25 protein-coding genes are annotated in these 18,655 nt (G+C 65.1%); 21 read left to right on the top strand and 4 right to left on the bottom strand.

Translation table 11 applies throughout. From position 1 onward, the window contains the following. The first annotated feature begins 22 nt into the window (after positions 1-22). From E0H22_RS10620 to E0H22_RS10650, 7 genes are all read left to right on the top strand, one after another. Positions 23-679 carry a metallophosphoesterase gene (locus tag E0H22_RS10620; protein ID WP_233025609.1) on the top strand — a complete coding sequence of 219 codons (657 nt, stop codon included), beginning with the start codon at positions 23-25 and terminating at the stop codon, positions 677-679. 110 nt (positions 680-789) lie between these two features. Further along, positions 790-1,017, top strand: a complete 228-nt coding sequence (locus tag E0H22_RS10625; RefSeq protein ID WP_233026278.1) for a hypothetical protein — start codon at positions 790-792, stop codon at positions 1,015-1,017. A 23-nt stretch (positions 1,018-1,040) separates the two neighbouring features. Then, positions 1,041-1,202, top strand: a complete 162-nt coding sequence (locus E0H22_RS10630) for a hypothetical protein (protein ID WP_233025610.1) — start codon at positions 1,041-1,043, stop codon at positions 1,200-1,202. A 284-nt stretch (positions 1,203-1,486) separates the two neighbouring features. Then, positions 1,487-2,113 (top strand): HK97 family phage prohead protease, encoded by a 627-nt coding sequence (locus E0H22_RS10635; RefSeq protein WP_233025611.1) that lies wholly within the window; start codon positions 1,487-1,489, stop codon positions 2,111-2,113. Then, positions 2,110-3,033: a hypothetical protein gene (locus E0H22_RS10640; protein ID WP_233025612.1), complete on the top strand. Its 924-nt coding sequence runs from the start codon at positions 2,110-2,112 to the stop codon at positions 3,031-3,033. The genes E0H22_RS10635 and E0H22_RS10640 overlap by 4 nt, the downstream gene beginning before the upstream one ends. 8 nt (positions 3,034-3,041) lie before the next feature. Continuing rightward, positions 3,042-3,419 (top strand): hypothetical protein, encoded by a 378-nt coding sequence (locus E0H22_RS10645; protein WP_233025613.1) that lies wholly within the window; start codon positions 3,042-3,044, stop codon positions 3,417-3,419. Between the two features lie 191 nt (positions 3,420-3,610). Continuing rightward, positions 3,611-4,864: a phage major capsid protein gene (locus tag E0H22_RS10650; protein WP_233025614.1), complete on the top strand. Its 1,254-nt coding sequence runs from the start codon at positions 3,611-3,613 to the stop codon at positions 4,862-4,864. Between the two features lie 50 nt (positions 4,865-4,914). On the opposite strand, the gene E0H22_RS10655 is transcribed toward E0H22_RS10650, so the two are convergent. After that, positions 4,915-5,238: a hypothetical protein gene (locus tag E0H22_RS10655; RefSeq protein WP_233025615.1), complete on the bottom strand. Its 324-nt coding sequence runs from the start codon at positions 5,236-5,238 to the stop codon at positions 4,915-4,917. Positions 5,239-5,574: 336 nt separating this feature from the next. Here E0H22_RS10655 and E0H22_RS10660 point away from each other — a divergent pair, with 336 nt between their 5' ends. Next, entirely contained in the window at positions 5,575-6,351 is a 777-nt protein-coding gene (locus tag E0H22_RS10660) for a hypothetical protein (protein ID WP_233025616.1), read from the top strand. Continuing rightward, a complete protein-coding gene (locus tag E0H22_RS10665; protein WP_233025617.1) occupies positions 6,348-6,719 on the top strand; it encodes a DUF2019 domain-containing protein in 372 nt (123 codons plus the stop codon). Before E0H22_RS10660 ends, E0H22_RS10665 begins: the two co-directional genes overlap by 4 nt. A 19-nt stretch (positions 6,720-6,738) precedes the next feature. Here the strand turns inward: E0H22_RS10665 and E0H22_RS10670 are convergent, their stop codons facing one another. The 3 genes from E0H22_RS10670 to E0H22_RS10680 all read right to left on the bottom strand — a co-directional run bounded on the left by E0H22_RS10670 (position 6,739) and on the right by E0H22_RS10680 (position 8,412). Further along, entirely contained in the window at positions 6,739-6,951 is a 213-nt protein-coding gene (locus E0H22_RS10670; RefSeq protein WP_233025618.1) for a hypothetical protein, read from the bottom strand. Between the two features lie 284 nt (positions 6,952-7,235). Further along, positions 7,236-7,562 carry a hypothetical protein gene (locus E0H22_RS10675; RefSeq protein WP_233025619.1) on the bottom strand — a complete coding sequence of 109 codons (327 nt, stop codon included), beginning with the start codon at positions 7,560-7,562 and terminating at the stop codon, positions 7,236-7,238. A 79-nt stretch (positions 7,563-7,641) separates the two neighbouring features. Beyond that, the gene (locus E0H22_RS10680) at positions 7,642-8,412 is read right to left on the bottom strand and encodes a S1 family peptidase (protein ID WP_233025620.1); all 771 of its coding nucleotides are present in this window, start codon (positions 8,410-8,412) and stop codon (positions 7,642-7,644) included. 72 nt (positions 8,413-8,484) lie between these two features. Between E0H22_RS10680 and E0H22_RS10685 the strand changes: the two genes are divergently transcribed. From E0H22_RS10685 to E0H22_RS10740, 12 genes are all read left to right on the top strand, one after another. After that, positions 8,485-9,045, top strand: coding sequence for a head-tail connector protein (locus E0H22_RS10685; protein WP_233025621.1), 561 nt, complete (start codon positions 8,485-8,487; stop codon positions 9,043-9,045). Continuing rightward, entirely contained in the window at positions 9,042-9,362 is a 321-nt protein-coding gene (locus E0H22_RS10690) for a phage head completion protein (protein WP_233025622.1), read from the top strand. Before E0H22_RS10685 ends, E0H22_RS10690 begins: the two co-directional genes overlap by 4 nt. Before the next feature lie 14 nt (positions 9,363-9,376). Next, positions 9,377-9,787: a DUF3168 domain-containing protein gene (locus tag E0H22_RS10695; protein WP_233025623.1), complete on the top strand. Its 411-nt coding sequence runs from the start codon at positions 9,377-9,379 to the stop codon at positions 9,785-9,787. A 100-nt stretch (positions 9,788-9,887) separates the two neighbouring features. After that, the gene (locus E0H22_RS10700; RefSeq protein ID WP_233026279.1) at positions 9,888-10,295 is read left to right on the top strand and encodes a phage major tail protein, TP901-1 family; all 408 of its coding nucleotides are present in this window, start codon (positions 9,888-9,890) and stop codon (positions 10,293-10,295) included. A gap of 10 nt (positions 10,296-10,305) precedes the next feature. After that, positions 10,306-10,623, top strand: a complete 318-nt coding sequence (locus tag E0H22_RS10705) for a gene transfer agent family protein (RefSeq protein WP_233025624.1) — start codon at positions 10,306-10,308, stop codon at positions 10,621-10,623. Continuing rightward, on the top strand, positions 10,620-10,823 hold the full coding sequence (locus E0H22_RS10710) for a rcc01693 family protein (protein ID WP_233025625.1): 204 nt from the start codon (positions 10,620-10,622) through the stop codon (positions 10,821-10,823). The genes E0H22_RS10705 and E0H22_RS10710 overlap by 4 nt, the downstream gene beginning before the upstream one ends. Next, positions 10,816-11,349, top strand: a complete 534-nt coding sequence (locus E0H22_RS10715) for a phage tail tape measure protein (protein WP_233025626.1) — start codon at positions 10,816-10,818, stop codon at positions 11,347-11,349. Before E0H22_RS10710 ends, E0H22_RS10715 begins: the two co-directional genes overlap by 8 nt. 258 nt (positions 11,350-11,607) lie before the next feature. Next, positions 11,608-12,234, top strand: coding sequence for a DUF2460 domain-containing protein (locus E0H22_RS10720; RefSeq protein WP_233025627.1), 627 nt, complete (start codon positions 11,608-11,610; stop codon positions 12,232-12,234). Next, complete coding sequence (locus E0H22_RS10725; protein WP_233025628.1) at positions 12,231-13,127, top strand: DUF2163 domain-containing protein; 897 nt, start codon at positions 12,231-12,233, stop codon at positions 13,125-13,127. Before E0H22_RS10720 ends, E0H22_RS10725 begins: the two co-directional genes overlap by 4 nt. Before the next feature lie 22 nt (positions 13,128-13,149). Next, complete coding sequence (locus tag E0H22_RS10730; protein WP_233025629.1) at positions 13,150-13,602, top strand: NlpC/P60 family protein; 453 nt, start codon at positions 13,150-13,152, stop codon at positions 13,600-13,602. A 362-nt stretch (positions 13,603-13,964) separates the two neighbouring features. After that, positions 13,965-14,507 (top strand): hypothetical protein, encoded by a 543-nt coding sequence (locus E0H22_RS10735; protein ID WP_233025630.1) that lies wholly within the window; start codon positions 13,965-13,967, stop codon positions 14,505-14,507. Between the two features lie 301 nt (positions 14,508-14,808). Next, on the top strand, positions 14,809-18,651 hold the full coding sequence (locus E0H22_RS10740) for a baseplate multidomain protein megatron (protein ID WP_233025631.1): 3,843 nt from the start codon (positions 14,809-14,811) through the stop codon (positions 18,649-18,651). Positions 18,652-18,655 lie beyond the last annotated feature (4 nt).

Genomic DNA, 18,655 nt, shown 5'->3' on the forward strand with positions numbered 1-18,655 from the left:
GAAATTGCTTGAGGTTCGCCGGATGCCGCTGACTTACGTCATTCCCGATCTGCACGGCCGCAGCGATCTGCTGGATCGCGCGCTGGCGCGGATCGATGCGCATGCGGCGGGGAATGCGCTGACGCTGGTGGTGCTCGGCGATTACGTGGACAAGGGGCCGGATTCGCGCGGGGTGATCGCGCGGCTGCGGGCAGCGATGCCGCCGCTGTGGCGCACCGCGATGCTGAAGGGCAATCACGATGCGCTGATGGCGGCGGCGCTGCGCGGCGACATCGCCATGGATGACTGGATGGCGAAAGGCGGCGACACCGCGCTCGCATCCTATGGCGGCGATGCCGCCGAGGTGCCGGTGCATGACATCGCCTGGCTCGACGGCCGGCCGTTGTTCTATGAGGATACGCATCGGGTCTATGTGCATGCCGGCGTCGATCCCCTGTTGCCGCTGCGCCAGCAGGAGGCATCGGTGCTGCTGACCAAGCGCTATGCCGATGACGACGACAGCGGGCTTGGCGGCAAGCATGTGGTGCATGGCCATGACCGCCGTCGCGACGGGCCGCTGCTGCTGGCCCATCGCAGCAATCTCGACACCAGCGCATGGACCACCGGGCGGCTGGTGATCGGCGTGTTCGACGACGAGGTGCCGGGCGGCCCGGCGGAGCTGATCGCGGTCACGCCGTAACGACGACGCGACGCTGCGGCTGATGCCGTGTCTCTTCTCACATCCGGACTGTGCATGCGCTGCCCCGCAGGGGGCGGTGTGCCTGCAGCTGCGTGAATGCCATGACCGTCATCTCCGATCTCATCGAGACGTTTCTCACCCGCGGCGATCTCGCGCATCTGGCGCTGTTCCTGTGGGCATCGGTGGCGAGTCTGGCGGCGCTGTTCGCGCTGCGCGAGCTGGCCGGCGCGTCCCGGCGGTTCGACGAATTCGTGCGCCAGCTGGCGCTCTTCAATCGCCGCATCGGACGGCGCGGGCATAAGGCCGACAACGACATCGATGCTGACGGCGAACGCTGAAGATCGCGCTTCGGAGGGGAACGATGGATAGCCTGCATGACGTGCTGCGTGCGATCCGGCCGGAGGCCAAGACCGCGAAAAATCATCTGAGCGTGATCAGCGAATTTCTCGCCCATCTCGACCAGCTACAGCGCCAGACGGCGCGGATATCGCCGCCCGCCAGGCCGAAGCGGCGCGGAAAGTAGTTCTTTTCCCTCCCCCTGGCGAGGCAAAGCCTCGCGACGCGGGGTCTGGCGGACGAATTCGTCCGTCATGGTGGATCGATCGCGACGGGTGGGGTGTCTCCACACGCGACGTCACGCGTGGTGCCCCCTCCCGGCTTCGCTCTGTGAGCTTCGCCGTGGCTCGCCCTGACCCACCACGGACGAATTCGTCCGTCGGACCCCACTGCGCACAGCTTCGCTGTGCTGGAGGGGAGGGACGTTACCGCCTGTGCCCGACATTCATCTTCATCGTCCCGAGGCCGCTCATGCTTGCCCCGTCGCCTGCACCTACGCGTCTGGCGCTGACGCCGGACGGGATCATCGAGGGCTATGCCTCGCTGTTCGGCGCCGTCGACCAGGCGCGCGACATGGTGATGCCCGGCGCCTTCCGGCTGACGCTGCAGCAGCGCGGCCTGCGCAGGATTCCGATGCTGTTCCAGCACGACCCGTCGGAGCCCATCGGCGTCTGGCTGGAGCTGCGCGAAGACATGCGCGGATTGTGGGCGCGCGGCAAACTCATTCCCGACGTGGCGCGGGCGCGCGAACTGCTCGCGCTGCTGCAGGCCGGCGCGGTGGATGGCCTGTCGATCGGCTATCGCACCCGGCACGGCGCCATCGATCCGAAGACGCGCATCCGCCGGCTGCATCAGGTCGATCTCTGGGAGATCTCGCTCGTCACCTTCCCGCTGCTCGACGGCGCCCGTGTCGAAGCGGTGAAGCAGTCGCGGCTGCGCACGGTGGCCGAGCGCGAATGGCAGCAGCTGACCGGTTCAGGTGCCGGCGCGGACGCACCGCCGGCGGCTGCGCGGCGCGGGAGAGCGGTGTGCTCACTGCACTCCCGCGCCGCACGGAAAGCGGCATTCCGCGGCATTGTGACGGGAGTGCTCCGATGACCCATCATCTCGGCGGTGGCTCAACGCCGCTGTCGTCACGCTATCTGCGCCCCGATGCCAGCCGTTACGTGCGGCCAGATGGGGCGCGGTTCATCCGCCCGGATATCGTGCGAATCCTGGCGCCGGGAACGATCTTGCCCGACGTCTTGCCTCGGACCGATCTCAAATACAGAGCGGATCAGCGTCGCATTCCCGCCGGGCAGCCCGGCGGTGGGCGTTGGGCCGACATGCTGACTTGGCTGATCTGGGGCGTGCCGCCATCCAGCGCGAATGACGAGCAGGATGACGATGGTGACGAGGGCGATGACGAGGAAGATGACGAGGAAGGTGGCGATATAGACGTCAGTGATGATGTGTTTCGCAACGCTTATGCCGGCGCCGGAGATGAAGTCGTTGTCAGCGACGGTGACTTCATCCCATCGGATACGACCGAAGCGTTCGTTGATGCTCAGACACAAGATACTGATCCTGAAACCGGCGAGCTGATCCGCGTTGGGGGAAGTAACAGCCCTATTCTCAATGAGTTTGGCGAGCCATATTACAAGAGCGGCGGACACCACGAGATGCCACGGGCGGTTTACGAAAAATGGGATCTTGCTCCTGAAACTCGTCGGGTATTTGGTGAATCTACAACGGGGAGTTTGCCGAAAGACCGGATGCCGGTGACTCCGAATGGAGAACTTCGAGGGCATTTTTGGGATCGTGCTCATCGCGAATACAACGACGCCGTATCGGATCTTAGTGATAAATTTTTCAGAGAGAATGATATTATGGAAACGCGGAGAATGACGCCCGATCAGGCGAGAGATCTCCTGAAAGAGATTCGAGAATCCGATGAGCCGAAGATCAGGGATTTCAATCGTGCTATGCGATCGATCGGCCGGATATTCAGAAGCGGCTCAGGTCGGGGCAACCAATAGAGGATGTCATGGCTGAATGGAGTAATCCACCGCTCGATCCTGTCTTTACGATCTTGCTTGATCGTATTGTTGCGCTGCTGACGCCACTTGGTACTCGCTATCAACACAACAGCCGTCGGGGCGACTATTGGGTGTCCGAGGATGATACCTGGCCAAAAATGGTAGAAGTCGAGTTCTTGAACTTGGATCTGTTGCGCCTGCCGGTAATTAAGTTACTACAGGTGTTGCTCGCCGAATATCCGGACTGGTCAATTGCCGTGCGTGTCGAGGGAATCGACGAGACAGGAAAGGGGCGAGGCATGGGGCTGATCGTCCAGTCCGATAGAATCGGCGATGAGCTCCAGCGCGAATATCTGCCAGCTATCTTTCAAGATATGCGCTTTTAATCACGAGCTATCGTAGTCCAACGCGCAGAGATTCTGCTTGCGTTACGAGACGGTCACGTAACAACCAATTTGGCAAAATCCGAGCGGTTCGTCCGTTCAGCCATTTCTTTCATCCCGTTCCGCAGCATAGCGGAGCGCTGCTTTTGCATGCCGATCACCTAGCCATTCAACATTGTCAGATGGAGGCCATCATGAATTTCGAACTTACCGACGCTGCCCCCGAGCACAAGGCCGGCTTTGCCGCGCCGCGCGAAAGCTATGACGAGTTGCGTCAGATCTTCGAGGACTTCAAGACCGCCAATGACGAGCGCTTGGCCGTGATCGAGCACAAGCGCGGCGACGTGCTGCTGGAGCAGAAGGTCGATCGCATCAATGCAGCGCTGGATGCGCAGCAGCGGCGGCTGGACGATATTTTGCTTCGGGGCGCTCGACCAGGGATAGGCGGTTCGCGCACCTCGCGCGATCATGCCGCGCGCGAGCACAAGAGTGCCTTCGATGCCTATGTGCGCGCCGGCGATGTCGAGGCGCTGCGCGCGTTCGAGACCAAGGCGATGTCGGTGGGCTCCAACCCCGATGGCGGGCATCTGGTGCCGCCCGAGCTCGAGCGCACCATCGGCGCACGGCTCATGGCGATTTCGCCGATCCGCAGTATCGCTTCGGTGCGTGAGATTTCCAGCAGCGTCTACAAGAAACCGTTCATGACGGCGGGCCCGGCGACGGGCTGGGTCGGCGAGACCGATGCGCGGCCGCAAACGGCGTCGCCAAATCTCGATGCGCTGTCGTTCCCGGCCATGGAGCTTTATGCCATGCCGGCGGCGACCGCGACGCTGCTCGACGACAGCGCGGTCGACCTCGACGAGTGGATCGCCTCAGAGGTTGAACTCGTTTTCGCCATGCAAGAGGGCGCGGCCTTCGTTGGCGGCGATGGCGTCAACAAGCCGAAGGGCTTTCTCAGCTATCCGACGGCGGCGAATGCGTCGTGGAGCTGGGGCAATCTCGGCTATCTCGCCTCCGGCGCGGCGGGCACCTTCGCGGCGTCGAATCCGTCCGACACGCTGGTCGATCTGATCTACGCGCTGAAGGCCGGCTATCGCCAGAACGGCTCCTTCGTGATGAACCGCAAGACCCAGGCGACGATCCGCAAGTTTAAGGACACGACCGGCGCGTATCTATGGCAGCCGCCTGCGCAGAGCGGCGGCCGCGCCACGCTGATGACGTTCCCGGTGGTCGAGGCGGAGGACATGCCGGATGTCGCGGCCAATGCGCTGGCGGTGGCGTTCGGCGATTTCCAGCGCGGCTATCTGATCGTGGACCGCGTCGGCGTGCGGGTGTTGCGCGATCCCTACAGCGCCAAGCCTTATGTACTGTTCTACACCACCAAGCGTGTTGGCGGCGGCGTGCAGGATTTCGACGCGATCAAGCTGCTGAAGATGGCGGCAAGCTGATAGAGCCACGATTGGCGCGGGCCACGTCGCGTTGCCCGTCGTAGGGGAGTTCAGCAATAGGTGAAGTAGTTGCAGCCGAATTGCGGTCGACCGATCAGCAGGTCCTGCGGCGCGCCGTAGTGGCTGTAATAGTAGGACACCTGCGGCGGCCCGAAATAGCGATGCACCTGCAGCGGCCCTGCCCCCTGGGGCGAATAAGTGGTGATCTTGTCCCAGGGCGGCGATTGGACCTCGAGATAACGCCCGCGGCCGGCTAGCGGCGCCGGCTCCATCGCCCTGCCGTAGTCGTTACGCGGATAGCCGGAGAGATCGGCGGCGGTCGCCGGCAGCGTCATGGCGGCGGCGATGCAGGCAAGGACGAGCGGGGGCAGCACGACGGGCATTCCTCATGACAAGCGTTTCGTCGCACGAGCGTGGTGACCACGCATCGTTGTCAGAACTGGCTTGTGTGAAGCTGACGCAGGCATGCGAGCCGCGTCGTGCCGGGGCGGTTGAAGGCCGCACGATGCAGCCAGAGCGCTGACGTCATACGCGGGCCTGACCCGCTTCTTCATTTTGTGCCGTTGCTGAAAGATGGATGGCCGGACCAGGCCCGGCCATGACGGCTTTTGAGTTTCTCTTCCCTCACTATCACTCGGATGGGTGCGCGCATGAAGGCCTGGCCGCTTCACCAGCAATGTCGGTTCGTGCGCCCAGATGCAGGACGATATTTGCGACCGGATGCCGGGCGCTATCTGACGCCGGAGCGGAAGTGGGATGGACAACCGCGAATTGAGGCGGGCGATCCAGATGGAGGGCAGTTTACGTTCGGTATGCAGGACGGAGATACGCAGTCGTTTAGTGATCCGCAGCGCCTCTATATTTATACTTCGAGAGATGAAGATGCTGAGGGGGAAGGCTCTGGCGGCGGGGGCAGCAACGGGCTGGATAGCGTCTTTACTGTAGCTAGCGGGCCTTCGGACTATCCATTCAATAACCATCCTCCGCTCGACGATCCGCCGGAGATTCCGGAAGTTAAACCGCCTCGTTCTTCTTCGGCAGCTCTACGAGTTGCGGCAAGCTGGTTGGGTCGTGCACTTGCAGTCGGCGCGTTTAAGGAAGCGGCTCTGTTCATCAGCGTACTTAGTGCGAGAGGTTGGGCGAGAGCAAAGGCGCACGAAATTGTCACTTCTCTCGATCCGCCCAAATCGATGAAAGAATTGGAAGAGGCCGTTGCCGTGCCGCGACGTGGAACGGAGTTGCATCATCACAAGATGGAGCAGCATGTGTCGAGGCAGCGCGGCATTCCACAATCCGAGATCGACGCTCCAGGAAATCGTGTTAGGATACCGACCTTCAAGCATTATGATATTACGAATTGGTACCGAACGCCTAATGAGAGGTTTGGTGGACTATCGCCGCGCCAATATCTCGCTGACAAAGCTCCTGACGAACATGCCCGTGTCGGACGGGAGGCTCTGATTCTTTTCCAGGTACTGAAGCCATGAAGCGTCGCGACATTTCGCATCAGACGGTACAGCAACTCGTTGAGAAATTTCAGGCGCTTTCGCTTGCGAAGGGCGAGGCGATCACGGGCGGTCAGATCGCTAAGGCAAGCAGGCTCTATTGGGAAATTGATGCCTTAAAGAGGGAACTGAAATCGCGTGACGGTGATCAGCGTCGTGCGCTTCACGCGCTTTATAGTCATCCAAACCCCCAAGTCCGTCTGGAAGCCGCCGATGCAACATTAGCCGTTCTTCCGGCTGAGGCGCGTGCTGCGCTGCAAATGATCATCGATCGGCATGAGTTTCCCCAGGCCGGCGACGCAGGGTTCACACTGCTGTATCTGAGCGACGGCAGATACGTTCCTGAGTGAACAACGTTGAAGGGCATACTCACTCCCCCTTCAACACAAACTTCTTCCGCAGCTCCACCGCGACATCATCCGCCATCTTCTGCGCATAGGTCGCGTGTTTAGGGGCGGTGATGACCATCGCGCGCCAGCCGAGGACGGGATCGGGGCGGACGGAGACATAGACGCCGCCCACGACGATGCGCTGGGCGATCATCTCTTCGAGTTCGGCTTCGGTCTTTTCTTGTTTGCCCAAGTGGCTTTCCTCCCGGCGGTGAAAGCTACTTCCTCATATGATGATAGGTTTCGGCTTGCCCGTTCACAAGGCGGCGAGCCGGAGAGGCTGTGAGTCTAACGTATTTTCGACCTTGATAGAACCGAGGCCGTGCAAGGCTCGGCGTTTGTTGCGGTCCCGGCTCTGCGAAGCGGCATGCCTGCGAAGCTTCGCTTCGCGTGGAATGCCGCATCGCGTCCGGGACACGATGTCATCACAGCAGAAATGACTCTCACCGCGCGGCTGAGCCGTTCGGTACGGCCTGTTCAGCAATAGCCATACCAGCCGCAGCCATAGGGCGCGCGGCTGAAGATCGTCTCCGGCCTGGTGCCGTAATAGGAGCGATAATAATACGAATTCGGCTTGCCGTAATAGCCGTGAACGATGGAGGGGATGTCCACCTCCGGGGCATAGGTGACGATGGGTTCCTCGACCGGCCTTTCCCGCTCCGCCACCACCACGCGGCGGGTTTGCGGCAGCGGCTCGGCGAACACGGCGCCGAGCCGGCTGTGGCCGGCGAGATCGGCGGCGTCGGCGGATGCCGCGCCAAGGGCGCAGGCGGCGAGGGACAGGGCGGCGAGGATGCGGTGCATGATTCGCCGAGGATAGCGGAGAAGGTTTCACGGAGATTAACGAGGCGGCGTAGGGCGGATGAGCGAAGCGTCATCCGCCCTACAGCCCTACGCCCCAGGCCTTGGCCGTCTGCACGATCCAGTCGCGGTAGAGCGTCAGCGGCGTCACGCCGGTGAGGCCGCCGCAGCCGGCGGCGTTCCTGGCGGCGGTGGACCAGGAGATCACGCCGATGACGACGCTGCGGCCGTTCTGCTGCTGCAGCACGGGGCCGCCTGAGTCGCCGGTGCAGGCGCCGATGCCGGGGCGCTCGTTATTGGTGGCGGGATCGAGCAGGCGGATCTGCAGCCGGCCGGGATGGCTGGTGGAGACGAGCTGCGCCGAACGCACCGTGCCGCCGCTCTTGCCGTCGCCGCGCGCGGCGACGCCGATGCCGGCGATGGTGTAGGCCTGCCCGGCCTCGAACGGTTCGAGCGGAATGCCGAGCGGCAGAACGGACTTGCCGGGCAGGGGATCGCTCAGCTGCAGCAGCGCGATATCGGCGCTGGCGCGATGCGCCTTGATGCCCTGGGCGTTGAAACCGGGATGATCGGCGACGCGCTTCACCGCGAGCAGCCGCGGCTGCCGGTCCGCATCATATTGCACGATCTTGTAGCTCGCGCCCGGCGAGACGCAATGCGCGGCCGACAGCACGAGGGTGGGCGCGATCAAGGTGCCCGAACAGAAATTGCCGCGCGAGCCGACAATGGTGAGCACGCTGCGGCCGAGCGCATCACTGTCGACGCCGGCGCCGCCGACCAGCGCCTTCGCCGGCGCAATAAAAAACGACGACGCAAGCGCCATCAGCGCGAGCGCGCGACCTGTCTGAATCATGGCGGAATGTCACCGCTGCGTCGCCGCGATGTCAATGCACCGATTTGTCCCATCCCATCTGCGGAGAGCCGCATGTCCGCGATTCTGCTGACACCGCCGTCGCGCGAGCCGCTGACGCTGAGCGAAGCCAAGGCGTTCCTGCGTGTCGACCACGCGGATGACGACGCCGTCATCGCCGCGCTGATCGCGGCGGCGCGCGTTCATGTCGAAGCGATGACACGGCGCGCGCTGCTGGCGCAGAGCTGGCGCTTCGTGCTGGATGCGTGGCCGCGCCACGGCCGCTTCGCGCCGCGGATCGGGCCGCTGCGCGCGCTGATCGCGGCGCGCGTGTTCGATGCCGATGGCGCGGCGCGCGCGATCGATCCCGAGAGTTTCGTCGTCGACAGCGCGGCGAATGCGATCGCGGCACCATGTTTCGCGCTGCCGGCGCCGGGGCGGGCGCATGCGGGGATCGCGCTCGATGTGCATTGCGGCTATGGCGCCGACGCCAGCGACGTGCCGGAGGATCTGCGGCAGGCGCTGCGGATGCTGCTGGCGCACTGGTATGACAACCGCGTGGCGACGGCGGATGGCGCGCTGGCGCCGGCGGGCGTCGGCGCGCTGCTCGCGCCCTACCGGATGCCGGCGCTATGAAAAATCCCGGCCGCATGAAGACGCGTCTCGTCATCGAGGCGCCGCTAGACAGCGATGACGGGCAGGGCGGCGTGGTGCGCAGCCATGTGCCGGTCGCCGCTGCCTGGGCGGCCGTCATGCCGGGCAGCATGCAGCATGGCGGCGAGGCCGACAGCGATGGCGCCGTGGTGCGGCTGCGCATCGTGCTGCGCAGCGGACACGGGCTGACGCTGCGGCATCGCCTGGTCGATGGCGACAGGATTTATCGCATCGACGCGCTCGGCGACAGCGCGGATCGCCGCTTCACCGAGATCCATGCCAGCTATCGCGTGACCTGACCAAGGAGTGTCCGATGCCCGCTGCCCATGTGGCGCTGCGTGCGGCCGTGCATGCGGCGCTGAAGGCCGACACCGCGCTCATCGCCGTGCTCGGCGGCGCGCGCGTGCATGACGAAGTGCCGCGCGATGCCGCGTTTCCCTATGTGACGCTGGGCGACGCCCGCATCACCGATATGTCCACCGACGACGGCGAGGTGCAGGAACATCAGCTGGTGCTGCATGCGTGGTCGCGTCAGGGCGGACACAAGGAGGCGCATGTGATCGCCGGCGCGCTGCTCGCCGCGCTCGACGACGCGCCGCTGGCGCCGGCGGGGCATCGGCTGGTCAATCTGCGCTTCGCCGTGGCGGATATCCGCCGCGAGAGCGATGGCCGCACCTATCACGCGGCGGTGCGCTTCCGCGCCGTCACCGAACCTTTGAGCTGATCACCGTCGCAGGCGACGGAGCTCGTTACGGTCCCGGTTCTGCGAAGCAGCGCGAAGAGCGCTGCATCGCGCCCGGGACATATCAATGGGGGAGCACGAGATGGCCGCACAGAAAGGCAAGGATCTGCTGCTGAAGATCCATGACGGCACGGCTTACGTGACGGTGGCGGGGCTGCGCAGCCGGCGCATCGCCTTCAACGCGGAGCTGGTGGACATCACCCATGCCGAGTCCGTCGACCGCTGGCGTGAGCTGCTGGCCGGCGCCGGCGTGCGCCGCGCCTCGCTGTCGGGGCGCGGGCTGTTCAGGGACGCTGCCTCCGATGCGCTGGTGCGGCAGCATTTCTTCGACGGCACGATCGGCAACTGCCAGATCGCGGTGCCGGATTTCGGCAGCATCACCGGCCTGTTCCAGATCGCCAGCCTTGAATTCGCGGGCGAGCACAATGGCGAGCTGACGTTCGACATCGCGCTGGAATCGGCGGGGCCGCTGGTCTTCGCGGCCGCATGAGGAGGCGATCATGGCGAACCGGCATCGCGGCGAGATCGCTGCGGAGCTCGGCGGGCGGAGCCGCACGCTGGTGCTGACGCTCGGCGCGCTGGCGGAGCTGGAGAGCGCGTTCGGCGCTGACGATCTCGTCGCGCTGGCGGAACGCTTTGGCGCGGGGCGGCTGGCGGCCCGCGATCTCGTCGCCATCATCGGCGCGGGGCTGCGCGGCGCCGGCGAGGTCGTCAGCGATGACGAGGTGGCCGCGATGACCGCGAGCGGCGGCGCCGCCGGCTTCGTCGCCATTGCCGCGGATCTGGTCGCAGCGACGTTCGGCGAGATTGCGCGATGACGCCGTTTCCCTGGCAGGCGGCGATGCAGATCGGCTTCGGCGTGCTGCGGCTGTCGCCGGAGGCGTTCTGGCGGATGACGCCGCGCGAACTGGCGGCGGCGATGACGATGCTGCGCGGCGCGATGCCGGAACCGATCGACCGCGCGCGGCTGGACGACATGATGCGGCGGTTTCCCGATCGCGAGGTGGATCATGAGTGAGATTGACGATCTCGATGCCGCCGCTGCGCGCGTCGATGGGCTGAAGGCGAAGACCGTCAATCTCACGGCTGCCGCGGCCACGTTTGCCAAGACGATGACGCAGGCCTTTGCGTCGTCGAGCGCGAGCGGGCAGAAATTCGACGACGTGCTGAAAACGCTGGCGGGCAGGACGATGTCGCTGGCGTCGAACCCGACCACGGGTCTCGCCAGCGGGCTGCAAGGCATCGTGTCGAGTCTCACGGGCAGCGCGAACAACGTCAAGGCGTTTGCTGCCGGCGGCATCATCGGGACGCCGAGCTACTTTCCGATGGCCGGCGGCACCGGACTGGCCGGCGAGGCCGGGCCGGAGGCGATCATGCCGCTGCGGCGTGCGAGCGACGGCAGTCTCGGCGTCGCCGCGCAGGGCGGCGGCAGCGTGATCCATGTGCAGATCGCGACGCCGGATGCCGAGAGCTTTCGCCGCTCGGAGAGTTACGTCACCGGCCAGATTGCCCGCGCGGTGGCGCGCGGCCAGCGCAGCCTGTAGCGCTGCTGTCCCTCATGGTGAGGAGACCTAGCGGCGCAACCGCGCCGCTGGAAGCGTCGTCTCGAACCATGACCTCGCCTGGCTCGGAGTGTGCGGCCATCCTTCGAGACGCCGCTACGCGGCTCCTCAGGATGAGGGACGGAGAATCGAGATCCTGAGCTGAACGGGCATTGTTCCGAGCAAAAGCAGCCGAAAACCACCTCGACCGCTTTATGAGTCAGCCTCTCCGGATGAGGGGGGAGAGTATGGGGAGCGAAGATGAACAGCTTTCACGAGGTGCTGTTCCCGCTCGACATCGCGCTGAAGAGCGCGGGCGGGCCGGAACGCCGCACGGAGATCGTCTCCTTCGGCTCCGGCCGCGAGGAGCGCAACGCGCGCTGGGCGCATTCGCGCCGGCGTTACGACGCCGGCTATGGGATCAAGACACTGGACGCGCTGCGCAGCGTGGTGGCGTTCTTCGAAGAGCGGCGCGGGCGGCTGCATGGCTTTCGCTGGCGCGACCGGCTCGACCAGATCTCGGGTCTCTCCGGCATCACACCACTCGATCAGGGCATCGGCACCGGCGACGGTGTACGCCAGGTGTTTCAATTGACGAAGACATATGGCGGGAATTTCGCGCCTTATCATCGCGTGATCGACAAGCCGGTGGATGGCAGCGTGCGGGTGGCGGTGAATGGCGGCGAATTGCTGCCGCCGATGTTCAGCTGCGATGCGACGACCGGGCTGGTGACGTTCGCCGCGGCACCCGCGTCCGGCGCGGCGGTTACGGCCGGCTTTCGTTTCGATGTGCCGGTGCGGTTCGATACGGATTATCTCGAAGTCGATCTGTCGGCCTTCGCGGCCGGGGCGATCCCGAAGATTCCGCTGGTGGAGATCCGGATATGAGAGCGATCCCGTCGGCATTGCAGGCAAGACTCGACAGCGGCGTCACCACGCTGGCGCAGGCGTGGAAGCTGACGCGGCGTGATGGTGTCGTCTTGGGATTCACCGATCACGATCGCGATCTCGTCTTCGACGGTGTCGTCTTTCGCGCCGGTACCGGCTTTGCGGCGTCGGAGGCGGCGGGGCGTTTCGACCTGTCGGTGGAGGGCGGGGACATCGCGGGAGCGCTGGACGGCGATGGCCTCGACGAGGCCGATCTCGCGGCCGGAAAATACGACGCCGCGGAGATCGAGACCTGGCTGGCGGACTGGAGCGATGTGTCCCTGCGCGTGCTGACGGCGCGCGGGCGGCTCGGCGAGGTGAAGCGCGAAGGCATCGCCTTCATCGCGGAAATCCGCGGTCTTGCCGATCTGCTCGCGCAGGAAAGCGGCCGGCTTTATACGGCAACATGCAGCGCCGATCTCGGCGACGCACGTTGCCGGATCGATCTCGGCGATCCCTCGCGGCGCGGATACGGCACCGTCGATGCATTGCTCGGCACGTCGGTCTTCGTGACGGGAGGCCTTGCGGGCTTTGCCGGTGGCTATTTCACGGCAGGACGGCTGAACTGGACCGGCGGCGCCAATGCCGGGCTTGCCATCGAAGTGAAGCAGCATCGCGCCGATGACGGCGAGGTGATGTTATCGCTCTGGCAGGCGATGCCCGAACCCGTCGCGGTGGGGGACACCTTCGTTGTCACCGCCGGCTGCGACAAGACGCTGGCGACCTGCCGCGATCGTTTTGCCAATGTCGATAACTTCCGCGGCTTCCCGCATATGCCCGGCAACGATTTCATCATGAGCTATCCGCTGCCCGGCACGCTGTCGCAGGACAGCGGCGCATCGCTGTTCGGTTGACGTCGTCGTTGGAAACGCGGTCATGACATCCTCGATCTCCAGGGCGGCCATCGTCGCCGAGGCGCGCGACTGGATCGGCACGCCCTATCGTCATCAGGCTTCGCTCAAGGGGATCGGCTGCGATTGCCTCGGTCTCGTGCGCGGGGTCTGGCGCAACTGCGTCGGCGCCGAGCCGGAAACGCCGCCGCCCTACGCGCCCGACTGGGCGGAGGCGCGCGGCGAGGAGGCGCTCGCGGCAGTGGCATGCCGGCATCTCGTCGCGGTGAAGCCGGATGCGTTCGATGCCGGCGATGTGCTGCTGTTCCGCTGGCGCGACGGCTGCGTCGCCAAACATGCGGCGATCGCGACCGACGACGGCACGATGATCCACGCCCATGACGGAGCCGTCGTCAGCGAAGTCGCGCTGGCGCCGTGGTGGCGGCGAAGGCTGGCATTCGCATTTCGGTTTCCGGAGCGAGTTGAAGACGATTGTTGATTTCTCGTAGAGGTCGTATTTTGCAATTTTTGCACCCTTGAGGATGCCGATGAGTCGAACTCATCTCCCGTGCCATTTTCTGTGCCTTTCGTTGACATATGTCAACGGCGCGCTATAGTTGCTGAAGCGCGTGAGCCGGCCGAAGCACATCAGCAAAGAGGTCGAGGCCGCAATCCTCTATGCGGAAGCGATGGGGTGGCGATTCAGGAAAATGGGCCATTGGGGTCGGCTGTTTTGCGCGCACGCGGATCGCGACGGATGCGCCCAGCAAGTCAACGGAACGCCCAGGAGCGCAGAGAACCACGCGAAGCAGATTCGACGGGCGGTCGAGAGGTGTCCTCACCAGCGTGAGCGGGGCAAGAATGAAGACGTTTGAATTCAGCATCATCGCTTCCGGCGTCGATCCCGATGCGGATGATTTTGGCGATCGCTTTTACGACGCCGGCTGCGATGATGCGCTGGTCGCTTTCCAGAAGGGGCATACGATCATCGATTTTGCGCGCGAGGCAGAGTCCCTGGCGCATGCCATTGCGTCGGCGGTCGAGAACGTGGTTGCTGCGGGAGCTATCGTCGACCGGATCGAGCCCGATCCGCTTGTGAATCTATCGGATATTGCCGGGCGAACGGCACTTACCCGTGCTGCCATTTCAAAATATGCGAATGCTGCAGGTTCAAAGCGTTTTCCCGCGCCGGTCGCCCGCGTGACGTCCGATACGCCGCTATGGGACTGGGCCGAAGTGGCCGGCTGGATGGTCGCGCATAAGGGGCTGTCCGCCGACACGGCCATCGAAGCAGGGGTTGTGAAGGCTGCGAACATGGCCATCGAGCGAGGGGAGACCCATCTGCGCGATCGACTCCTGAAGCAGGCCGAGCGTGATCGCAAGATGTTTGAGGCGGCCGACTGAATTGAGCATCGGCGCGGAGTGCGGAATTCCTAGAGCAGTTCTTGCTTTCATGGAATCGTGTCCCGGACGCGATGCGGCATTCTTATGCCGCTTCGCAGAGCCGGGACCGCAACAAACGCCGAGCTTTGCACGGTCCCGGTTCTGCGCAGCAGCGTTGTCGGCGATGCCACGCATCGCCTGACGCTGCAGCGCGCCCGGGACACGGTTCTATCAAGGTCAGAAAGACCCTCGCTTTTCGATCGCGCCAGAGCTCCGGCATGCCGGAGCTCTTTGCTTTTGCGCGTGCCACCGGGAATCTATCATGTCCACGCTCGTTCTCTCCTCTGCCGGCGCCGCGATCGGCGGCTTGTTCGGGCCAGCGGGGACGGTCATCGGGCAGATCGCCGGAGCTGCGCTCGGTGGTGTGATCGACAATGCGCTGTTTGGAAATCGCGGTGCGGGAAGGGAAGGACCGCGGCTCGGCAGTCTCGATGTCATGTCGTCCAGCGAAGGCACGCCGATCCCGCGCGTCTATGGCCGTGTCAGGCTCGCCGGACAGGTGATCTGGGCAACGCAGCTGGAGGAAGTCGCCGGCACCGACGAAGCCGGCGGCGGCAAGGGCATGGGCGGAGCGGTCGCAAGCGGGGCGACCTACAGTTACTTCGCCAATTTTGCGGTCGGTCTTTGCGAAGGCACCATCGGCCGGGTGGCGCGGGTGTGGGCGGATGGCAAGCCGCTCGATCTCGACGGCATCAATTATCGCATCTATCGCGGCAGCGAGGATCAGGCGCCCGATGCGCTGATCGTCGCCAAGGAGGGCGCAGGACATGCGCCGGCCTATCGCGGGCTCGCTTACGTGGTGTTCGAGCGTCTGCCGCTGGTCAATTTCGGCAACCGGATTCCGCAATTGTCGTTCGAGGTGGTGAGGCCGATCGGCCTGCTCGAGACGATGACGCGGGCGGTGACGTTGATTCCGGGCACGACGGAATTCGGTTACGAACCGTCGCCCGTGGTGCAGGTGGTCGGGCCGGGACAGGCCGCGCCGGAAAACCGGCATATTGCCTCGGCGCCATCCGATGTGGTTGCAGCACTCGACGATCTGCAAGGCATGTGCCCGAACCTCGCGCGCGTGGCCATCGTCGTCGCCTGGTTCGGCTCCGATCTGCGCGCCGGCCATTGCGTGGTCCGGCCAGGTGTCGAGAGCACCGCGAAGGCGACGGCGCCGGAGGCGTGGTCGGTCCAGGGAGTGACGCGCGAACACGCTTATGTGGTTTCGCAATCGGAGGGCCGGCCGGCCTTCGGCGGCACTCCGTCGGATGCGAGCGTGATGCATCTGATCGCGGAACTGAAGGCACGCGGGCTGAAGATCACCTTCTATCCGTTCGTGATGATGGATGTGCCCGCAGGCAATACGCTGCCCGATCCGTGGAGCGGCGCGGTCCCGCAGGCCGCCTATCCATGGCGCGGTCGGATCACATGCGACCCGGCGCCTGGCGTTGCGGGATCGCCGCAAGAAACGGAACTTGCGGCGGCCCAGGTGGACGCGTTCTTTGCCGGCGGCGTGTGGAACTATCGCCGCATGGTGCTGCATTACGCGCAGCTTGTGGGGCTGGCCGGCGGTGTCGACGCGTTTCTGATCGGCTCGGAGCTGCGCGGGCTGACGCGCGTGCGCTCGGCGCCTGGCAAATACCCCGCCGTCGCCCAGCTGGCAGCGCTTGCCAGCGACGTCAAGGCGATCGTTGGCGGCGGCACCATGGTGACCTACGGCGCCGACTGGACGGAGTATGGCGCCGATGTCGTGACGCCGGATGCATCGGAGGTCCGCTTTCCGCTCGATGCGCTGTGGGCATCGCCGGCCATCGACGCCGTCGGGATCGATTACTATGCGCCGTTGTCGGATTGGCGCGACGGCGCGTTGCATCGCGATCGCAGTAAGGCCGGTTCGATCTACGATCGCGACTATTTGCGCAGCAACGTCGCCGGTGGCGAGGCGTATGACTGGTTTTATCCGGACGATGCGGCGCGCAACGCGCAGGCGCGCAGCGCGATCACCGACAGGCTCGGCAAACCCTGGATGTTTCGGCTGAAAGATCTGCGGGGATGGTGGTCGCATGCGCATCATGAGCGGGTCGGCGGCGTCGAGACCGGCGCCACCGCCTGGGTGCCGCAGGGCAAGCCGATCTGGCTCACTGAAGTCGGCTGTCCGGCGGTGGACAAGGGCGCCAATCAGCCGAGCGTATTTCCCGATCCGAAATCGTCGGAAAATTTCGTGCCGCATTTCTCGAACGGCGCGCGCGACGACCTGATGCAGCGGCGCTATCTGGAAGCGCTGTTGTCGGCCTTCGATCCCGCTCATGGCGGCGATGCAACGCTCAACCCGGTGTCGGCCGTCTATGGCATGCCGATGATCGACGTTTCGGCGATCCACCTGTGGACCTGGGATTCCAGGCCGTATCCAGTATTTCCCGCGGCGGAGGACGCCTGGAGCGACGGAGCCAACTGGCATACCGGACACTGGCTCAACGGCCGGCTCGGCGGCGCACCGCTGGATGCGCTGGTGGAGCGGCTCGTCACCGATAGCGGTGTCGTCGGGGTCGATGCCGCGCAACTCCGCGGTGGCTGCGATGGCTATGCGGTGGATCGGCCGATGGCGCCGCGGGCGATGATCGAGCCGCTGGCTGCCGCCTTTGCCTTCAATGCGACTGCGGCAGATGGTGTGCTGCGCTTCATCCCGCGCGGTGGCGAAGTGGTGGCGGAATTGTCCGAGGACGATCTCGTTGCGCCGGAGCAGGGCGCGCTTGCTCACATGGTGCGCGCGCAGGAGACGGAACTGCCGCGGCAGGTGGGCATCGGTTTCTCCGATGCGCTGGCGGATTATCGTCGCAGGGCCGTCACTTCCCGCAAACTGGTCGGTGGCGCCAACCGCCTGCTACAGGCCGATCTCGCCGTCATCACCAGCGACGCAGCGGCAACGCAGCGTGCGGAGGTGTGGCTGCAGGATCTGTGGGCCGGACGCGAGCGCGCAGAATTCTCGCTCGGCAGGGCGTCGCTCGCACTTGCGCCGGGCGATGTGGTTGCGCTCGCGCTGAATGGACGACGGCGATTGTTCGAGATCGACGGTCTCGTCGATGCCGATGCGCGGCGCGTGACGGCGCGCAGCATCGATCCCGACCTGTTCGACGTGCCACAGCCGACGCCGACGATCGCGCCACCGCCGCCGCCGCCAGCGCTCGGGCCGGTGCAGGTTGTCGTGCTCAATCTGCCGGTCATCGACAACGGCAATGCCGATGTGCTGACGCGGCTCGCGGTGTTCGCCAATCCGTGGCCGGGCGGTGTGACGGTCTGGCAGTCGAAGGACGATGCGAGTTTTCAGGTCGCAGCCAGCGTGCCGCGGCCGGCGGTGATCGGCGAAACGCTCGATCCGCTTCCGGCGGGGCCGCTGGCACGGTGGGACAACGCGTCGTCGATGCGCGTGCGGCTTTATGGCGGCGTTCTGAATTCGCTGTCCGATGCGCGCGTGCTCGGTGGCGGCAATGCAGCGGCGGTGCAGAATGGCGAGGGACGATGGGAGATTTTCCAGTTCGCGCGGGCTGAACTCGTGGATGAACGGACCTATCGGTTGTCGCGTCTGCTGCGGGGGCAGAGCGGCAGCGATCCGGCCATGGCGGCAACGCTGCCCGAGGGCACCCGTTTCGTACTGCTCGATGGCAACCTCGTTCCCATCGCCCGCGGACTGGATGCACTGGACCGGCCGCTGTCGCTGCGGCTCGTCGGCCGTGGGCGCAGCACCGACGACGCCAGCGCGACGGCGTTGACGGCGCTGCCGGATCGCACCGCGCTGTTGCCGCTGGCGCCGGTGCATGTGAAGGCCGTGCGCAGGAGCGACGGCGTGCATGTGAGCTGGATCCGCCGCACGCGCATCGATGGCGATGGCTGGGCCGCCGAGGTGCCGCTCGGCGAGGATGGCGAAGCCTACCGGCTCGATATTGTTGCCGATGGCAGCGTGAGGCGCAGCATCGCCTGCGCGGCGGCGCAGGCGGTTTATGCCGCAGCGGACGAGATCGGCGACTTCGGCGCGTTGCAGCCGAGCCTGCAGCTGCGCGTGATGCAGCTCTCCGGCACGGTCGGGGCCGGGCATAGCACCGACGTTACACTGACGGTTTGACATC

The sequence above is a fragment of the Rhodopseudomonas boonkerdii genome, from assembly GCF_021184025.1.
GTDB classification, from domain to species: Bacteria; Pseudomonadota; Alphaproteobacteria; order Rhizobiales; family Xanthobacteraceae; genus Tardiphaga; species Tardiphaga boonkerdii.